19 protein-coding genes and 2 pseudogenes are annotated in these 16,434 nt (G+C 60.0%); 7 read left to right on the forward strand and 14 right to left on the reverse strand.

All coding sequences use genetic code 11. The features are described from left to right. Nucleotides 1-178: 178 nt before the first annotated feature. Nucleotides 179-700: a SixA phosphatase family protein gene (locus AC13QO_RS19640; RefSeq protein WP_285193641.1), complete on the forward strand. Its 522-nt coding sequence runs from the start codon at nucleotides 179-181 to the stop codon at nucleotides 698-700. A gap of 69 nt (nucleotides 701-769) precedes the next feature. Here AC13QO_RS19640 and AC13QO_RS19645 read toward each other — a convergent pair whose 3' ends face one another. After that, nucleotides 770-2,038 (reverse strand): patatin-like phospholipase family protein, encoded by a 1,269-nt coding sequence (locus AC13QO_RS19645; protein ID WP_488541576.1) that lies wholly within the window; start codon nucleotides 2,036-2,038, stop codon nucleotides 770-772. A 93-nt stretch (nucleotides 2,039-2,131) separates the two neighbouring features. Then, nucleotides 2,132-3,492, reverse strand: a pseudogene (locus tag AC13QO_RS19650) (COG3904 family protein). A gap of 292 nt (nucleotides 3,493-3,784) precedes the next feature. Between AC13QO_RS19650 and AC13QO_RS19655 the strand changes: the two are divergent. Continuing rightward, the gene (locus AC13QO_RS19655; RefSeq protein WP_285193644.1) at nucleotides 3,785-4,255 is read left to right on the forward strand and encodes an MEKHLA domain-containing protein; all 471 of its coding nucleotides are present in this window, start codon (nucleotides 3,785-3,787) and stop codon (nucleotides 4,253-4,255) included. A gap of 3 nt (nucleotides 4,256-4,258) precedes the next feature. On the opposite strand, the gene maiA is transcribed toward AC13QO_RS19655, so the two are convergent. The 4 genes from maiA to hppD are packed head-to-tail and all read right to left on the reverse strand — an operon-like array spanning nucleotide 4,259 to nucleotide 8,472. Beyond that, nucleotides 4,259-4,891, reverse strand: coding sequence for a maleylacetoacetate isomerase (gene maiA / locus AC13QO_RS19660; protein WP_285193645.1), 633 nt, complete (start codon nucleotides 4,889-4,891; stop codon nucleotides 4,259-4,261). Further along, on the reverse strand, nucleotides 4,888-5,913 hold the full coding sequence (locus AC13QO_RS19665) for a fumarylacetoacetate hydrolase family protein (RefSeq protein ID WP_488541577.1): 1,026 nt from the start codon (nucleotides 5,911-5,913) through the stop codon (nucleotides 4,888-4,890). Before AC13QO_RS19665 ends, maiA begins: the two co-directional genes overlap by 4 nt. 48 nt (nucleotides 5,914-5,961) lie before the next feature. After that, nucleotides 5,962-7,323: a homogentisate 1,2-dioxygenase gene (gene hmgA / locus AC13QO_RS19670; protein WP_285193647.1), complete on the reverse strand. Its 1,362-nt coding sequence runs from the start codon at nucleotides 7,321-7,323 to the stop codon at nucleotides 5,962-5,964. A gap of 39 nt (nucleotides 7,324-7,362) precedes the next feature. Beyond that, entirely contained in the window at nucleotides 7,363-8,472 is a 1,110-nt protein-coding gene (gene hppD / locus AC13QO_RS19675) for a 4-hydroxyphenylpyruvate dioxygenase (protein ID WP_285193648.1), read from the reverse strand. A 130-nt stretch (nucleotides 8,473-8,602) separates the two neighbouring features. Here hppD and AC13QO_RS19680 point away from each other — a divergent pair, with 130 nt between their 5' ends. Continuing rightward, nucleotides 8,603-9,103, forward strand: a complete 501-nt coding sequence (locus AC13QO_RS19680) for an Lrp/AsnC family transcriptional regulator (RefSeq protein WP_064801992.1) — start codon at nucleotides 8,603-8,605, stop codon at nucleotides 9,101-9,103. 3 nt (nucleotides 9,104-9,106) lie between these two features. Here the strand turns inward: AC13QO_RS19680 and AC13QO_RS19685 are convergent, their stop codons facing one another. Further along, nucleotides 9,107-9,568: an Lrp/AsnC family transcriptional regulator gene (locus tag AC13QO_RS19685; RefSeq protein WP_285193649.1), complete on the reverse strand. Its 462-nt coding sequence runs from the start codon at nucleotides 9,566-9,568 to the stop codon at nucleotides 9,107-9,109. A 123-nt stretch (nucleotides 9,569-9,691) separates the two neighbouring features. On the opposite strand from AC13QO_RS19685, the gene AC13QO_RS19690 reads away from it, so the two are divergent. Next, a complete protein-coding gene (locus AC13QO_RS19690) occupies nucleotides 9,692-10,483 on the forward strand; it encodes a phenylalanine 4-monooxygenase (RefSeq protein WP_285193650.1) in 792 nt (263 codons plus the stop codon). Between the two features lie 44 nt (nucleotides 10,484-10,527). Here AC13QO_RS19690 and AC13QO_RS19695 read toward each other — a convergent pair whose 3' ends face one another. From AC13QO_RS19695 to AC13QO_RS19720, 6 genes are all read right to left on the reverse strand, one after another. Then, entirely contained in the window at nucleotides 10,528-11,520 is a 993-nt protein-coding gene (locus tag AC13QO_RS19695; protein WP_488541578.1) for a L,D-transpeptidase family protein, read from the reverse strand. A gap of 94 nt (nucleotides 11,521-11,614) precedes the next feature. Beyond that, the gene (locus AC13QO_RS19700) at nucleotides 11,615-12,499 is read right to left on the reverse strand and encodes a hypothetical protein (RefSeq protein WP_285193652.1); all 885 of its coding nucleotides are present in this window, start codon (nucleotides 12,497-12,499) and stop codon (nucleotides 11,615-11,617) included. A 64-nt stretch (nucleotides 12,500-12,563) separates the two neighbouring features. Beyond that, the gene (locus AC13QO_RS19705; protein WP_085777861.1) at nucleotides 12,564-12,878 is read right to left on the reverse strand and encodes a hypothetical protein; all 315 of its coding nucleotides are present in this window, start codon (nucleotides 12,876-12,878) and stop codon (nucleotides 12,564-12,566) included. 114 nt (nucleotides 12,879-12,992) lie between these two features. Then, nucleotides 12,993-13,574 (reverse strand): BA14K family protein, encoded by a 582-nt coding sequence (locus tag AC13QO_RS19710; RefSeq protein WP_285193653.1) that lies wholly within the window; start codon nucleotides 13,572-13,574, stop codon nucleotides 12,993-12,995. Continuing rightward, nucleotides 13,574-13,735, reverse strand: coding sequence for a hypothetical protein (locus AC13QO_RS19715; RefSeq protein ID WP_285193654.1), 162 nt, complete (start codon nucleotides 13,733-13,735; stop codon nucleotides 13,574-13,576). Before AC13QO_RS19715 ends, AC13QO_RS19710 begins: the two co-directional genes overlap by 1 nt. A gap of 104 nt (nucleotides 13,736-13,839) precedes the next feature. Next, nucleotides 13,840-14,238, reverse strand: a complete 399-nt coding sequence (locus tag AC13QO_RS19720) for a DUF1236 domain-containing protein (protein WP_085777859.1) — start codon at nucleotides 14,236-14,238, stop codon at nucleotides 13,840-13,842. Nucleotides 14,239-14,428: 190 nt separating this feature from the next. On the opposite strand from AC13QO_RS19720, the gene AC13QO_RS19725 reads away from it, so the two are divergent. After that, on the forward strand, nucleotides 14,429-14,710 hold the full coding sequence (locus AC13QO_RS19725) for a hypothetical protein (protein WP_097598724.1): 282 nt from the start codon (nucleotides 14,429-14,431) through the stop codon (nucleotides 14,708-14,710). 82 nt (nucleotides 14,711-14,792) lie between these two features. On the opposite strand, the gene AC13QO_RS19730 is transcribed toward AC13QO_RS19725, so the two are convergent. Beyond that, complete coding sequence (locus AC13QO_RS19730; protein ID WP_488541579.1) at nucleotides 14,793-15,635, reverse strand: class I SAM-dependent methyltransferase; 843 nt, start codon at nucleotides 15,633-15,635, stop codon at nucleotides 14,793-14,795. A gap of 159 nt (nucleotides 15,636-15,794) precedes the next feature. Here AC13QO_RS19730 and AC13QO_RS19735 point away from each other — a divergent pair, with 159 nt between their 5' ends. Further along, entirely contained in the window at nucleotides 15,795-15,971 is a 177-nt protein-coding gene (locus AC13QO_RS19735) for a hypothetical protein (protein ID WP_176536270.1), read from the forward strand. A gap of 65 nt (nucleotides 15,972-16,036) precedes the next feature. After that, a pseudogene (locus AC13QO_RS19740) lies at nucleotides 16,037-16,434 on the forward strand (sensor histidine kinase); the annotation flags it as partial.

Here is a 16,434-nt window from a genome sequence, read left to right on the forward strand (position 1 = left end):
AACAAATAGAGAAACAATCGCAAAAGTAGCGAAACGCCCAGCCCGCGGGATGCTCAAGTTCGTAAACGTAAGACGAGACAACTGGACCTGCCAGTGACATCCATTTAGTTTGCGAGCTGTATCGCAGGCGGCCTTCATGCTCCGGGAGTCAACACGAAACGAAGCGACGCCGAAACCCATGCTGCCGAAACACCGCCTCATTCTTTTGCGCCACGCCAAATCCGCCTGGCCCGATGGTGTGTCCGACTTTAAACGGCCATTGGCGGATCGCGGGCGCAAGGCAGCACCCGTCATCGGCAACTATATGAGGCGCGAAAAGCTGATCCCCGATCTAGCCCTTGTCTCGCCGGCCCGCCGGGCGCAGGAAACCTGGAAGCTTGTCCGCCGGGCCCTCTCGAAAAAGGTCTCCGAACGCGAGGCGGCGGATATCTACGAGGTGTCGGCCGAGCGCATCCTCGATGTGATCCGGGCCGTCGAGCCTGGCATCCGCACGCTGCTCATCGTCGGCCACAATCCCGGCATGGAAAATGCGGCCTCGCTTATCGTGGCGGACGGCGATGCCGATGCCGTGGGACGCATGCGGAAGAAGTTCCCGACAGCGGGGCTTGCCGTCATTGACCTCGATCTCGACGGATGGGACGAGATTGCGGCAGGTACCGGTTATCTCGAGCGGTTCGTAACCCCCCGATCCTTGGAATAATAAGGCCACTTTCCGGTTGAATTGGCAGACATGGCGCACAGTCGTGTAGCCCGGCACCTCCGGCTCTCGTCAAAACGTCAGAATGTCGAACAGGCGCTTGCTCGCCTTCGCCGCCCAGGAGGGTTTCACCGTCCCGGATGCCAACGGCAGGCCGGAGGACGGCGCCAGCAGCGGTTGATAGAACCGGTTGAGCATAGCATCGCAGACATAGTGCCCCCAATTCGTCAGGTGCTCCGTCTCATCAGCGCCGAGGAAATGGAGGTAGGTGCCGATCTCGGAGGGAACGACCGATGACGGCGGCAGCGTGTAAGAGGCGTAGGGTTTGAGTTCGGCGTCCTTGCTGTCGATCGACCAATAAACGCCATGGGTTCTTGCGCGCAGCGCCGATTTCGCGAGATCGTCGAGGCCAAGCATATCGGCCTGTTTTGCAGCCCTGAAGCCGCTAATCAGGTCTCGGCGCCGCAACGACCGCACCTGATTGTCTGTCGTATCGAGAACGCGCTTCAGCTGGGAGAGATAGTTCCAGTATCCGCGGGTCGAGGAGCGCCAAGGCGCGCCGGCATCGCTGACGAGCAGGCAGTCGCAGCGTTTCAGCGCCGGCTCGATGCCGTGATTGTCGTAAACACCGCCATCGCTTAATATCGCCCGGCCCGGAGCGACTGGTTCGCCAACGGTATCATCGAGTTTTTCCCTCTTCCAGGAAAACTGCGACAGGTCCAATCGCAGCGGTGACAGCACCGGCGGAAATGCGGCCGAAGCGGCAACCGCGGTTGCCAGCGACAATGCCGGACGGAACGACACGCCGATCCGGTAATCCGCTATATAGCGGTTGGACATCCGGAAGAGCGAACCGGTGCTGAGATTGCTGGCGCAAAATACGAACCAGGGCGAGCGCGGAAGATCTCTGAGGGTTGGCGACCTTCCGTCGAACAGATGTCGCTCGTATAGTTTGGCGGCTTCCTCGGCCGCGCTTGAGAAGGGATTGAACACGCCCTTCAGGAAGCTCCGCCCATCCGCGAATATCTGACTGAAGGCGAGAATGCGATCCAGGTATTCCGTCTTGAAATTGACGGCGACCTCATTCGAGAACACCAGCCGTGGCCAGATATAGGCGAGCAGGCCCGAGGCGATGGATCCGCCCGAGACCGACGAGATCATATCGAGCTTTGCCAGAAGACCGGCCTCGTTGAGCCTCGCAAGCGATCCCGCATGGAAAAGCATGGCCCGATAGCCGCCGCCCGAAAGGCAGAGGCCGAGTTTATATCGCTCCGCCGGCTTCTCGGGATCGTCGGATCCCGAAGAGATGGCATTTGATGGGGCATGCTCGTCTTCCGACATGCTCGGCCTCACTCAGGAAGATGAGTTTTCACCGATCTCCTCCTCCAGGCAAGCTGCCGAACTTTGCGGTCATTGCCTGCGGACCGGCAATATCTACTCTGCGTACCTCCGGGAATTGGCATCGCATTTGTGCCACTCCCAGTTTATTTCGGCTTCGTCCTTTTCGCCATAGCACCAGTCGGCGCGATTGAGCAGCGGACCGAGTTCGTCGCGCCGTCTGCATGCCCGCAGCGTTTCGGGTCCAGTGCGATCGACACTCGTGCGGCAGATGTCGTCCAGTCCTGTCCACTGATGGATCAACCGATCCGGCGCCTTGGCCCCCTTGTCCGTGGCGAGCACCTTTCCGGTCTCGGACTCGATCTGCAGAGAGGCCGTGTTCCACACGAAAGAGAATTCGGCCATCCCGGAGGACGTCTTACCCGTGTCCCTATTTCCGGCAAACCACTCGACAATTCCCGTCATTTCGCATTTTCCGGCACAGCTGGCAGTCACGGAGCCCGGCTTGACGCTATAGATGCGCTCCGGCCAGCGTTGGGCGAAGGCTGCCTTTTCCTTCAGGACGGCGTCTTTGTCGACCGAGTTTCCGAAGAAGGAGACCTCGTCGGCATAGACGCCCTTCATGAAGGCCAACGCCGATGCGCTGTCTTTCGACCATTCGTCATTGTATCGGTTTGCGAAATCAACCGCCTCCGTGATCAGGTCGCCGGGTTCCGATGCGCCCGCCTCCTCGGAATCACTCGGCTCTGACGGCATGTCGGCGGGTGTTGCGCTCTCCTGCGGTGCGGCGCTTGGCGAGGGTGGCGCGCTTTCCTGTGCCGAAGGCATATCCTCAGGCGTGTTGATATTCCAGTCCCGCATTTCCGCAGCGGTGAGATACCGTATATCGGTGCTGTCGATCGACAGGCTGAGCTGCAGCAGATTGGGGCTTACCCCCATGTCAGTGAGATAGCCGATGATCTCGCCGGTCAGTGCTTGAACAGTCGAGACGGCCAATTTATTGTCGATGGCAACATCGTCGGACAGGGAAACCCGATGCACGCCGATAGAGCCCGGCTCGGCAAATCTTTCAACGCCACCGACGAAGGCGAAGGCGCAAGCCGACGCGCACTCGGCGGCTCTGATCTGTATCGTTTTTGCATTCAGGAGGCGGAGGGCCCGGCCGAACCTGATCGCGGCGACCACGTTACCGCCGGGCGAGTCAAGGTGACATAGCTCGGCTGGTACTGCGTATATTCGTCGACAAGCGTCATCGCATCGTCGGAACTCTCGAACACGCCTTTTATCGTCAGGGCGCGCTCTCCCGGCGCGGTCTCCAGACGTTCGTAGGAAATGGCCGCATGCCCCTCCCCGGCTAGGACGACGAACGCCAGCAGCATCGATATCAACGAGACGGATTTCCGCATTCTACCCCGGTCCCCAAGCACCTGTATTTCTCCTGTCGTCATTCGCAGCATAGCTTTCGCAGGTCTGAATAGCCGGATGATGAAAACCTGCTCTACCCCCGCCTCATTCGCGACCAGCCGACGCCAATTACGGTCCGAAGAACAATAGCTTCGCAGAGAATGTTGACAGCTAGCTCAGCAGGTCAGATCAATGCACAAGGGCAATCTTCTGGCAAGCGTCACAATCAGAAGTGATGAGACAAGGTAAATACAGGCCCTTCGCTGTCCTGGAGGCTTCATAGACGCGTGCAATTGATATCGGCTATGTCGGCTGCACCGACACATTTGACCAGCGAGGCCGTTCGTGACTTCCCCCTATGACAATCACGCCCTCGACCTGAGGAATGATCCCAATTTCTTCGCCCTTCTGACCCGCAGCTACAAGCGCATCGTCGGCCGCGCTCTTATCGAGGATGGGCAAGGGCCGGACTGGCTTTACCGCCATGCACCTTTCGTGGTCCTCGCGCACAATACACTGCCCGACCCGCGCTTCATCTACGCAAACCGGACTGCGCAGAACTGCTTCGAATATAGCTGGGACGAATTCATCATGCTGCCGTCGCGACTATCGGCCGAGCAGCCTGATCGCGCCGAACGCCAGCGGCTGCTGGATGCAGTCACGCGCGATGGTTTCGTCGATAATGGCCGCGGCCTCAGGGTCGCGAAATCGGGTCGCCGTTTCTGGGTCGAAAATTTCACTGTCTGGCAGCTCATCGATGAGACGGGCAAGCGGTTGGGCCAGGCTGCGATATTTTCATCGTGGCGGGACGCGTAGTTCCTACGGTTTCACGCGGTCCGGATGCGCTGCCTGAAAGGCGGGGAGTTCGGCGCACCTGGCGTCGATGTCGCTGAGGCGTCTGAAGGCGGTCATATCAACTCCCCAGCGGCGGGCATTGTAGACCTGGGGAGCAAGGCAGAGATCGGCCATCGACGGCCTGCCGCCAAAGCTGAACGCGCCATCGGATTCGCCGAGCATGGTCTCCAGCTTGCGAAGTCCATCGCCGATGAAATGCTTCATCCATTCCTCGCGAGCCTCGGCCTTGTCGGTCAGCGTCAGAAGATGCGAGACCACATGCAGATTGCAGATCGGATGGATGTCCATGGCGACCGCATATGCGAAGGCGCGCACTCTGTGGCGATCGAAGCTATCCGATGGCAGCAATCCGCAATCCGGCCGAGACTCGGCCAGATATTCGATGATGGCCAGCGACTGTGTCAGCGTTTTCCCATCGATCACCAGTGTCGGCACGAGCCCCTGCGGATTGAGCGCGAGATAGTCCGGCATTCTGTGCGCACCGTCGAGCAGGTTGATCGGCACGATCTGGTGGTCGAGGCCCAGAAGATTGAGCGCGATCCGCACGCGATAACTCGCAGATGACCGCCAGTAGTCGTAGAGAATGATCTCGTTCATCCCCCGGCAGCTCCCTCGTATTTTCCGACCGTCTGCTCGATCGCCCCGAAGATCGAATGGCCGGCATGATCCTTCATTTCGATGCGGACCTGGTCGCCGAACCTCATGAAAGGAGTCTTCGGCGATCCACTCTCGATTGCCTCGATCAATCTTAATTCGGCAATGCAGGAGTAGCCATCTCCTCCCTCGCCCACCGGCTTGCCGGGGCCACCGTCGAGCTTGTTGGAGATCGTCCCGGAGCCGACAATCGTTCCGGCCACGAGGTGGCGGGTTTTGACGGCATGGGCGATCAGCTGGCCGAAATCGAATGTCATGTCGACGCCGGCATTCGCCCTGCCGAATGGCCTGCCATTCAAGCTCACGAGCAGCGGCAGGTGCAGCTTGCCGCCATCCCACGCCTCTCCAAGTTCGTCGGGCGTCACCGCGACCGGCGAGAATGCCGATGCGGGCTTGGATTGGAAGAAGCCGAAGCCCTTGGCCAGCTCGTCGGGGATCAGGCCGCGCAGCGACACGTCGTTGACGAGCATCAGCAGGCGGATGGCGCCGCGGGCGGCTTTCGGGCTCGCACCCATGGCGACGTCGCCGGTGATGACGGCGACCTCGCCCTCCATGTCGATCCCATAGTCCTCGTCTGCTGCCAGGATCGGGTCTCGCGGCGCGAGGAAACCGTCCGAGCCACCTTGATACATCAGCGGATCGGTCCAGAAGCTAGCCGGCATCTCGGCGCCGCGCGCCTTGCGCACCAGTTCCACATGGTTGACGTAGGCCGAGCCGTCGGCCCATTGATAGGCGCGCGGTAAAGGGGATGCGGCGTCATGTTCGTGAAAGCGGATGGTCGGCTGAGCCCCCGTCTCGATGCCTTCGGCAACCAGCCGAAGCCTCGGAGCGACATGCTCCCAGTCGTCGAGCGCCGCCTGCAGGGTGCGGGCGATGTGACCCACCTCCGAACAGCGGGTCAGATCGCGGGACACGACGACGAGGCGGCCGTCCCTGGTGGAGTCCTTCAAGGTCGCAAGTTTCATGTCTCAATTCCGTGCCGGAGGGGGCTTCGCCGATCTTCACCGATCCTGTCACTTGATACCCGGAGTTCCGTCGAACTTGCGCTCGAGGCCATCCCAGCATTCGAGGTAATCGTCCTGCAGCGTTTCGAGCTCGGCTGCATATTTCGTCAGCTGCTGCGGATAACGGGTCTCGAACATGAAGGCCATGGTGTGATCGAGCTTCATCGGCTTGAGCTCGGTATTCGATGCCCTTTCGAAGGCGAGCGCGTCCGGGCCGTGAGGAAGCATCATATTGTGCAGGCTGATCCCGCCCGGCACGAAGCCCTCCTCCTTGGCGTCATACTGCCCATGGATCAGACCCATGAACTCGCTCATGATGTTGCGGTGGTACCATGGCGGGCGGAAGGTGTGCTCGGCGACCAGCCAGCGCGGCGGAAAGATCACGAAATCGACATTCGCGGTGCCGGCATCTTCGGTGGGCGCGGTCAGCACCGAGAAGATCGACGGATCGGGATGATCGAAGCTGATGGCGCCTACCGGCGAAAATGTTCGCAGATCGTATTTGTAGGGCGCGTAGTTGCCGTGCCAGGCAACCACATCCAGCGGCGAGTGGCCGATTTCGGTAACATAGAATTTGCCGCACCATTTCACATGCACGCGGCAGGGCTCTTCCTTGTCCTCGAAAGCAGCGACAGGCGTCTTGAAGTCGCGCGGGTTGGCCAGGCAATTGGCGCCGATCGGCCCGCGGTCCGGCAAAGTGAATTTCGCGCCATAGTTCTCGCAGATATAGCCGCGCCAGACCGCCTGCTCGCCGCTCTTCATAACTTTGAACATCATGCCGCGAGGGATGAGGCAAATTTCCAGCGGCTCGACATCCATGATGCCCATTTCGGTCAACACTCTGATGGCGCCGAGCTGCGGCACGATCAGCAGTTCGCCGTCGGCGTTGAAGAAGTAATCGTCGACCATGTCTTCGTTGAAGACATAGGCATGCGCCGACATGCCGACCTGGGTCGTGGCATCGCCCGCCGTCGTCATCGTCCGCACCCCTTGCAGAAAATTCAGCTTCTCGGTGGGAGCAGGCAGCGGATCCCAGCGGAGCTGACCGAGCGGGAGCGAATGCTCGTCCAGGCAGGGTGCGGTTTTCCAGAGCGGATAGGACGCGTTCGAGAAGCGGCGGGTGTGGCGCACGCTCGGGCGAATGCGGTACAGCCAGGACCGTTCATTCGTACCGCGCGGCGCAGTGAAGGGCGAGCCGGAAAGCTGCTCGGCATAAAGGCCGTAGTTGCATTTCTGCGGGCTGTTCTGGCCCTGCGGCAAGGCGCCGGGCAGCGACTCCGTCTCGAAGTCGTTGCCGAAGCCGGGCATATATTTCAGTCTGTTTGCCTTCGCCGCTTCCGCGTCGGAAGCCTGGATCGATGTCTGGTCCATGCTCAACTCCTCCCCGAAAACTCTACTACGTCGTAGAGTTTACTCCGCTGCCGTGCCGATGACACCACGCTTGATCTGATCTGCCTCGATCGACTCGAACAGCGCACGGAAGTTGCCCTCGCCGAAGCCCTCATCGCCCTTGCGCTGAATGAATTCGAAGAAGATCGGACCGATTACCGTCTTGGAGAAGATCTGCAGCAGGATTTTCGTCATGCCGCCGTTCACCACCCCCTCGCCGTCGATCAGGATGCCGTGCTTCTTCATGCGGTCGATCGGTTCGTCATGGCCATGCACGCGATCATAGGACATGTCGTAATAGGTCTCGGGAGGGCCTGGCATGAAGCGCAGGCCGTTATTGGCAAGCCGGTCGGTCGCTTCGTAAATATCCTCCGTCCCAACAGCGATGTGCTGGATGCCCTCGCCCCGGTACTTCTTCAGGTATTCCTCGATCTGGCTGGTGTCGTCCTTCGATTCATTCAGGGGAATGCGTATCTTGCCGCAGGGCGAGGTGATGGCGCGGCTGACCAGACCGGTGATGCGGCCGTCAATATCGAAGAAGTGGATCTGCTTGAAATTGAACAGATCGCGGTAGAAATCCCACCACTTGTCCATGTTGCCGCGGAAGACGTTGTGGGTGAGATGGTCGAGATAATAAAAGCCGATCCCTGGGGGATTTGGATTGGGCTCGCCGAGCCAATCGAACTCGGCCTCGTAAGCCGATCCCTTTGTCCCATAGGTCTCGACGAAATAGAGCAGCGAACCACCGATGCCGACAATCGCCGGAACGTCGAGCACCTTGTCATTTCCTTCATAGGGAACGGCGCCCTTCGACACGGCGTGATCGAAGGCGTGCTTGGCATCGACCACGCGCCAGGCCATCGACGGGGCACAGGGACCATGCTTTGCGACAAAACCAGCGGCATGGCTACCGGGCTCGGCATTCAATACGTAATTTATGTCGCCCTGGCGCCAGACGGTAATGTTTTTCGTCTTGTGCTTGGCGACCGCGATATAGCCCATGCGTGTGAAGAGCTCGCTGAGCTTCTCAGGCTCGGGGTGGGCGAATTCGACGAATTCGAAGCCGTCGGTGCCGGCCGGATTGTCGGCGGTGATTTCCGACGGAGGCGCATCATGCGGGAACGGACCCATTTTCTTTTCCTCCAGAGGAGATTGCAATTCTATGCAAACTATGGCTCAAAACTGCCGCAAAGTTCTTGCGTTCTTGGTTCTATAGGAACAGATTATGCACGATCTGTGAGCATTCCGGAGATTTTGCGCAATGGATGAGCCCCTAGACAAGTTGGATCTACGCCTCCTTCTGGAACTTCAAAAGGATGGAAGGCTCACGAACAACGAGCTTGGTGAGCGGATCGCGCTTTCACCGTCGCAATGCTCGCGCCGGCGTACCAGATTGGAAGCCGAGGGCTATATTCGCAGCTACCGTGCCCACCTCGATCGGGAGAAGCTGGGGCTCGATATGCTGGTGGTCATTTCCGTCACGCTTGCCACCCACAACCGAGACAATGCCCGCCGATTTTCGCAATTGATCAACGGTCTGCCCGAAGTTCTCGAAGCCTATGCGCTGACCGGCGAGATGGACTATCACCTCAAGGTGGCGACCCGGGGGCTCGCCGATCTGTCGAAATTCGTCAACGACGTTCTGCTGCCGCACGAATCCGTGCAGCACGTGAAAACCTCGATCGTGCTCGACACGCTGAAGACGTTCGAAGGCTATCCAGTGATGATGCCGGGCAGCCGGCATGGCGACAGCGCGCGATAAACGTTAGAGCGGCAGTTCGGTGGAGAATTTCAGCTCGCGCAGCACGAAGCTTGATACGACGGTGCGCACATGCGGGTTGCGCATGAGATAGCGGGTCATGAAGGCTTCGTAGCTTTCGACGTCCCTCGCCCTTATCTTCAGCATGTAGTCGAAGGCGCCCGACAAGGCGTAGCACTCCATGATCTCCGGCCGCTCCAGCACCACTGAAGCGAAAGAAGCCACCGCCTCCTCATGGTGATCCTCCAGCGTCACGTGCGCAACCACGCAGAGCTTGAGATCGAGTTTGCCGGGATCGAGCAACGTCACGCGCTTGCGGATGACGCCGTCGGCTTCTAGTTCCTGGATCTTCCTCCAGGCCGAGCTCTGCGACATGCCGGCTTTTTCCGCCAGATCCGCCAGCGACAGAGTGCCGTCGGCCTGAATCAGTTGCAGAAGCTTGCGGCGGAAATTCCCAGATTCTTTCATTGTAGCCATCGTACTCGGAAATATCTCCCACCACTATGGCGATACCCGGCATGAAAGAAAAGAAAATCCGTCAAACACGGAGCATAATAACAGAGACATCGCCATTCCCGGGAGGATCAGCCGATGACCAAGGAAAGCAGCTACACCGCCAAACTGCCCGGCTCGGACGGCCTATATGACTATAGCCCCGAAGAAGATCAGATCTGGGGCGAACTCTACCGGCGTCAGATGAAGCTCTTGGCCGACAAGGCTTGCCAGGAATATCTGGACGGCGTCAAACTGCTGGGGCTCAAGCCGGAAAAAGTGCCTCAGCTCCTCGATGTGAACAGACGCCTGAACGAGACCACCGGTTTCGGCGTCGAAGGCGTGCCGGCACTTATTCCGCCTTCGCGCTTCTATGAGCTTCTCTCGCAGGGCAAGTTCCCGCTGGCGACCTTCCTGCGCCGCCGCGAGCATATCGATTATATCGAGGAACCGGACCTGTTCCACGAGGTGTTCGGCCATTGCCCATTGCTGACCAACCAGAGCTATGCCAATTTCGTCCGGCATTTCGGCGAAACCGCCATGCGCCTCGGCAAGGGCTATTCATGGCATCTGTTCCGGATTTTCTGGTTCACGGTCGAATTCGGCCTGATCAACACGCCGCAAGGCCGCCGCTGCTTCGGCGCCGGCATCGTCTCCTCTCCGAGCGAAGCGAAGGCGGCAACGGAAGGCACGGCGTGCGAATTCCGACCGTTCGATTTGATGAGCGTGCTCAGGACGCCCTACCGCATCGATATCCTTCAGCCGATCTACTATGTCATCGACAGCTTTGCCGATCTCGAGGCGATCGTGGAGCAGGATATCGGCGGCGCGATCCTCAAGGCGAAATCACTTGGGGATTTCGCCCCGGCTTTCGAAGCCAAGGCTTCGTGAACTCGACGCTGCGGTAGCGTGTAGGTAGTCGCAGATCCTGCGCTTCACTTCGGAGCGGCGGGACTGCGATTGACGAATTCGACCAGGACGCCCGGCTTGACCATGCCGGCCAGCTCTTCGGCGTCCCAATTCGTCAGCCGCACGCAGCCATGCGAGCCGACCTTGTCGATGAGCTTCGGCTCCGGTGTGCCGTGTATGCCATAGGTCGGCTCGGTCAGATCGATCCAAACGCTGCCGACGGGACCGTTCGGCCCCTTCGGGATCGTCAGAACCTTGTTGTTCTTTCCCTGCTTGAAATTTCGCTTCGGATCGTATCGGTAAACCGGCATTCTCGAGACGCCCTTGACCTTGTGTTTTCCTGAAGGCGCCGGATTGTCCTCGCTGCCGATCGTCGCGGGATAGACGGCAATTAGGGACCCATCCTCGCCATAGGCCAGCACCTGCCCTGACTTCTTGTCAGCCTCGATGCTCTTGACTTTGCCTTGCCTGGGAGGGCCGGGATTAACGACCCACACCTTTTCGCCGGGCGCGAAATGCGAGCCAGGGTTAAGTGCATTCAAGAGATCGAGATCCATGTGGAAGCGCTCAGACAGCTTCTCCGCAACGCTGGTATAGCCGAGGCTCTGCATCTTTGCCTTCTCGCCGTAATCCTCAGGAATCCTGTCGACCAGCCCCGTGGCGTCCTCCGGCGAGACGACATAGCTCTCAACGACGGGGGAATTGTCTTCCAACCGGGAGGCGACATCCGGATCCGGCCTGCCGTCCACGGGAAGTTTGTTCATCGCCTCGAAGCCGGCCACCGCCTTGTCGACATTCTCGCCGGAGAGACCGTCGACCACGCCGGGAGACGAGCCCGCGCGGTCGAGCAGGACCTGTAGGCGGATGATCGCCGGGTCCGGATCTGCGGGTTGCAGCTTTCCTTTCCCGATGTCGGCAATGGAAGCGGCGTTGATCGTTTCGGGGAGAAGCTCCCGCGCGGAGGCGCCGCCAACGGAAAGCGCCAGAGCGAGCAGCGACATCGGCAGGGCTGTTTTCATGGACAACAAATGGCCGACGTGGGAATTTGTTCCCACACCAGCCGGACATCCTCCGACACAGCTACAAGTCCGCAGGACCGGTGGCAGGCTCCGGTCACGGCGCCTTCGCTTGCTTCCTGGCTTCGCGTGCTCTTGCGGCGCGCCGGGCGGGCCTCAGTTCTTCGATCATCGGCTGCCACCATTCGGCATCCCGGCGGGGAGGCGTTTTCGCAGGCCAGCTACGGACAAGTTCGTCGAATGTCGGGACCCGCCAGTACCCCCAGAGATGATCCTCGGTGACCCCGGGGTAGAAATCCGCGACGAGAGCCGGATCGACCAGTTCGCCGGTGATTTCTGTGAAGACGACGATCCCATACGAGGTGGCCACCGGACGTCCTGTCGGCGGCAGGTCGTCGGTCGGAAGCGGGTAACGGCGGCGCTTGCGTTCCGCTGCGCGAAGCCTGCTGCGCATCTCCTGTTCGGTTCCCTTCCGCTCGTCGGCACGCCGTCGCCTCTCCTCCGGTTCGTTTCTGCGAGCCGCCGCTTCGATCTCAGGCCATCTGCGTCTCAGCTCCTCATAGGATCGAAAGGGCACGTGCCATATTCGAAGATCGCCGTCCCATCGCGAGAACGGCACCTCGCGAAGTTCGTCGACGACGGTTTTTGAATAGGGCGTTCGGATTCGAAAGCCGGCCTTACCAAGTTCCAGATATGGACTGTCGATGGGATCGAAGGCGAAGGCATCGCGTCCCTTCGCATCCGCATGCGCGTCGGCTTCGGCCTCCAGCTCGGCAAGCCATCGGCCGATGCGACGGGACGCCGTTCGGCCGGGAACGAACCAGGCCTTTCGCACGTCGTTCCAGCGGGCACGAGGGAAGCGGTTTCGAAACTGCTCGACAGTCATCCTGTCGTAAGGGAAGGAAACCTCTGCACCTGGCTTCGGCTCATCGTCACGGAGCGACCTCTCGTCCTGGTCAGCGGGCGATTTTGTTTCGATCATAGAAGGAGAACGCTCCCGCGCCGGGATCGGTTTCCGGCGCGATCGTACGTCGCCTTAACCGACGCTAGTGAACCGTCTTCGACGGCTTCTGCGGGTGCGAAATGTTATGCAGCGTTGCCATGAGCTTTTCGAACTCGTTCAAGACACGGTTGAACTCGGCGTCCGGCATCGTAACGATTTCCGATACTGTCGAAGAAACCGACGCAATCAGTTTATCGATCCAAACGCAGCGATCGGCCGGCACATTTCCGAGAACTTCGCGACGGAGTATCTTCAACTCGCGAAGAATACGAACGATAAGGGCTCCGCGTTCCGCCCTGCTCAAGAACGGAAGCCTTGTCTGCGCCAGGTGGATTTCTGCTATCAGCGTCGTTGCCATCCCCGCTCTCCGCCCCTCAAATACAACCGGATATCACAACCGCTGCGATTACAACACGGACTTTAGTCTGGCTTGCCAGTTCGGTTCAGTTTCGTACGGCTCGCCCGTCAACCGTCAATTGCTCGTCGCGACCAGATCCGACATGTCGCAACTGCGGCGCGGTCCTTCCCATGGCTGATATGTATTGTCCTCCGGTCGGTACGATCTATAGCGGGCGGCGCATCGGGCTGCTGCCTGGGCATTGACTTTCGGGCCGCCGCCTTCATGGCTCTCGGCGATATCCTGCTGGAACGGCGAAGAGCATTCGCGGGTCCTGCCGCTATAGGATCGATAGCTGTTGGTCGCAGGATCGAAGGAACGGTAGCGCTGCGCGCACCAGGCAAGGTGCTCGGCAGCGAATTCTGGCCGCAGTTTCTGAGGTTCTGTCCACGGACGAGCGGGTTGCGAAGCCACCCTTGGCACCGTGGTGGTCGGAGCCTCGGTGACATAGCTGGAATAGACAGGTGGAATTCGTTCATAATGCTGCCGATGGGGATCGACCTTCACCGGACTCGTCGTCCACAGATCGGGGGCAGCAAGGTCCGTGAACGCGCGCGGTTCGGAATTCGCCACAACATGCGAGGCAACGGATGCCGCTGCCATGCAGGCGCCAACCGAGCTGACGATGCCGAAGGCGACCGTCGCAATGCCATTCATCAGCCCGCCTCCTGCTCTTGCGCCTGGGGAACCCAGACGCGCGCCGCGGCGCTGCTGTGACCGCCGGTCGCGACCAGCACGGCAAGAATGCCGACGATCGCCAAGAGGATGGCGATCAGCGGCACGGCGAAACCAGCGGATTTCTCTTCGGGATAAATCATGTTCCCTCTCCTGACTCGGCGGCCGCACGATGACGCTGCCGTCCATCGTGCGGCTGATCTGAAGATGATTTGGAAAACGCGGCAGAGCCACGTGAACGATCAGGTTACTTGATCACCTGAATCACCTTGCGGGACGAGGGTTCGACAATGACACGCTCGTCATTGACCACCGCGTAGGCATATTTCGGATCGTCCGGAACTGGGGTCACGACGACCGTTTCCGGCAGGGGCTGGCCGACGACCACCTTTTCCTTCACGACCACTCGTGCCGACGGTGCCGGAGCCTCGCGGACATAGGTGACGACCTTTTGCGGCGGCGGATCGATCGCCGTGCCGACGACTGCACCGGCAACGCCGCCGATAGCAGCACCGGCCGGACCACCAACGATAGCTCCGGTGATTGCGCCACCAGCTGCACCATTGACGGTCGAGGACTGGGCGAATGCCACACCTGACATCAGGGTCATGGCAGTTGCCGCGCCTGCAATAAGCTTGAAGAGCATCTTTTCCTCCTTCCTTTCAATGCGGCCTGCTTGCCGCTGCCAAACCAACTTGCTGGCGACGAGGTCGTTCCACGCCCCGGACCTCGGTCTGAGGCATCCCGGCCCTTGGTCTGGATTTTATTATTCTTCAGCCGCGCTATTCTCGAGCCGCACGCCATCGCATCGCGGGCTTGGGCAGGAGACCGAGGAGATGACACGATCCAACCGCCGGGAAGCAGGACGCAGGCGCCTGGCCATGCGTCTGCCGCAAATGCGGACGCTGATCATGCAGGCGCGCGACCCGTGGCAGCTCGAGCTTTTCGAGGCCTATCAGATGGCGGTCGAAGCGCGTGATCGGCTTCGAAGGCGACGGTTCAATTTGAAGCTGGTGCGGGAATATGACGAAACCTGTGTCGAGATCGAACAGCACGTCATGGGCGCGATGCCTCTCCCTACCTCAACCACCGCCTCATCCCCTAATCCGCGACCGTAGGTTCAATCCAGGCGCCAGGACAATGATTGTCCGCACGAGCCCCGGCACGGACAATCACGCGCGAGAGGATACTAGGAAGAGGTTAAGGAGCGCGGCCGGAGACGACCAGGGCACTCATGCTGCCGCAAGGACGGGCGCCATAGCGGGACGCCACCCGCTCGGCCACCTCATCAACGATCTCCGACATGCGCTCCGGCGCCCGCGATTCGATTTCTCCGCTGAGCGGCGTGCCCCGGCAGAAAGCGGTCGCGACATCCTGTGCTGTGGCCGCGATGGAGGTGAGTTCGAGCCGTTCGCAGGAAACCGCCTCGAATCCCGCCGATGATACTTCAGCCTTGATCGGGGTGGGGTCGAAGTAAGAATATGGCAAGCGCCTGAGGAAATCGGGAGGATCCGACGGGAAGAGGCTTGTCAGGCATTCGTCCACACATCTTGCGAAATCGTTCTCAGCAAGCGAATCCCACGTCGAGAACAGGAAATGGCCCCCGCTCCGCAACACTCTTTTCGCCTCGCCGTGGGCCTTCGGCTTATCCGGAAAGAACATGACGCCGAACTGGCAAACGACGAGATCGAACATCAAAGGGGCGAACGGCAGATCTTGCGCATCCGCGTGCATCCAATGCGTTCGCGACATCGTCACAGATGGTGCGCCGACGTCGATCATCGCCTGGCTGAGATCGGTGGCAACGATCTCGGCGGCCGGATCGAGCTTCGCTCGCAGAGCGCGTGTCAAGGCGCCGGTCCCCGCCGCGACTTCGAGCACGCTGACCGGCTTCGACCGTTCGGCGACGATTGCCATTTCCAACGCATAGGGCTCAAAGAGAATCGGCACGAGAAGGGCCTGGTAAAGATCGGCGACACCTGCCCCGAACGGAGGGGGAGACGCGGCAAATGCGGCGCCTTCGATGTTCGCAGAAACTGTCACCACAAGTCTCCAAGCCCAACTCTATCCAAAGTGAGATATGGCTGAATCCGCTGTTGTCCACGGGGACGGACCTTGGTCCCAAGCCCCTTCGACCGAAGTCCCCGACGCGGAACGGTCGCCTGACCGCGTCGTTTGAGCGATACGGAAGGAGATCCGCATATGACCCAAAGGAACAGATCTCATACGAATGATGCCTGGAACGTGTCCGTCATCGCCCTCGTCATCGTTCTCGCCGGCCTTCTCTATGTCTTCGGCGCAGCCATGTCAGGCGATAGCCTCCAACTGACCGAGAGCATCAGAGGCGCTGAGGTCTTCGATACCAGGAATCTGCCCTGATACAGTCTGGAAAAACTCTAAAGACGCTGTAGGTTTAGTCGGGAAAGTCTCTTACCGGTATCAAAATGAATTGGCTGCGCCGCTGGAATGCCCGCTCACTCGCCTCGCAATTTTTCATCGCGGGTGGCTTGGTCTCGATCGCCGCCATGTTTCTGGTGGGCATCCTTGTCACTCATCTGATCGAGGAAGCCGTCATTCATAATTCCGGCGCGGCGACGGCTCTTTACGTCGACAGTGTGGTGGCGCCGCTGCTTCCCGACATGCAAACGGAATCGCTGCTGGACGAAGGCAGCGCCCAGGCTCTCGACGAAACGCTCGGCCAGGGGGCACTTGGCAGGCGCCTTGTCTCATTCAGGTTGTGGCGAAACGACGGCACCATCCTCTATTCGAACGACAAGGAACTGGTGGGCCAGAAGTTTCCCCTGAACGCCAAGCTGGAGAAGGCATTCGCCGGCTCGCTCGT

This window comes from Rhizobium sp. CNPSo 3670, from assembly GCF_057784555.1.

What these genes read in the sequence shown, in the direction of transcription:
- AC13QO_RS19665 (WP_488541577.1), bottom strand. Translation starts at nt 5,913, where the DNA reads ATGAAACTTGCGACCTTGAAGGACTCCACCAGGGACGGCCGCCTCGTC.
- AC13QO_RS19680 (WP_064801992.1), top strand. Translation starts at nt 8,603, where the DNA reads ATGGATGAGCCCCTAGACAAGTTGGATCTACGCCTCCTTCTGGAACTT.
- AC13QO_RS19725 (WP_097598724.1), top strand. Translation starts at nt 14,429, where the DNA reads ATGACACGATCCAACCGCCGGGAAGCAGGACGCAGGCGCCTGGCCATG.
- AC13QO_RS19640 (WP_285193641.1), top strand. Translation starts at nt 179, where the DNA reads ATGCTGCCGAAACACCGCCTCATTCTTTTGCGCCACGCCAAATCCGCC.
- hmgA (WP_285193647.1), bottom strand. Translation starts at nt 7,323, where the DNA reads ATGGACCAGACATCGATCCAGGCTTCCGACGCGGAAGCGGCGAAGGCA.
- AC13QO_RS19645 (WP_488541576.1), bottom strand. Translation starts at nt 2,038, where the DNA reads ATGTCGGAAGACGAGCATGCCCCATCAAATGCCATCTCTTCGGGATCC.
- AC13QO_RS19715 (WP_285193654.1), bottom strand. Translation starts at nt 13,735, where the DNA reads ATGATTTATCCCGAAGAGAAATCCGCTGGTTTCGCCGTGCCGCTGATC.
- AC13QO_RS19700 (WP_285193652.1), bottom strand. Translation starts at nt 12,499, where the DNA reads ATGATCGAAACAAAATCGCCCGCTGACCAGGACGAGAGGTCGCTCCGT.
- AC13QO_RS19685 (WP_285193649.1), bottom strand. Translation starts at nt 9,568, where the DNA reads ATGAAAGAATCTGGGAATTTCCGCCGCAAGCTTCTGCAACTGATTCAG.
- AC13QO_RS19690 (WP_285193650.1), top strand. Translation starts at nt 9,692, where the DNA reads ATGACCAAGGAAAGCAGCTACACCGCCAAACTGCCCGGCTCGGACGGC.
- hppD (WP_285193648.1), bottom strand. Translation starts at nt 8,472, where the DNA reads ATGGGTCCGTTCCCGCATGATGCGCCTCCGTCGGAAATCACCGCCGAC.
- maiA (WP_285193645.1), bottom strand. Translation starts at nt 4,891, where the DNA reads ATGAACGAGATCATTCTCTACGACTACTGGCGGTCATCTGCGAGTTAT.
- AC13QO_RS19720 (WP_085777859.1), bottom strand. Translation starts at nt 14,238, where the DNA reads ATGCTCTTCAAGCTTATTGCAGGCGCGGCAACTGCCATGACCCTGATG.
- AC13QO_RS19735 (WP_176536270.1), top strand. Translation starts at nt 15,795, where the DNA reads ATGACCCAAAGGAACAGATCTCATACGAATGATGCCTGGAACGTGTCC.
- AC13QO_RS19710 (WP_285193653.1), bottom strand. Translation starts at nt 13,574, where the DNA reads ATGAATGGCATTGCGACGGTCGCCTTCGGCATCGTCAGCTCGGTTGGC.
- AC13QO_RS19695 (WP_488541578.1), bottom strand. Translation starts at nt 11,520, where the DNA reads ATGAAAACAGCCCTGCCGATGTCGCTGCTCGCTCTGGCGCTTTCCGTT.
- AC13QO_RS19705 (WP_085777861.1), bottom strand. Translation starts at nt 12,878, where the DNA reads ATGGCAACGACGCTGATAGCAGAAATCCACCTGGCGCAGACAAGGCTT.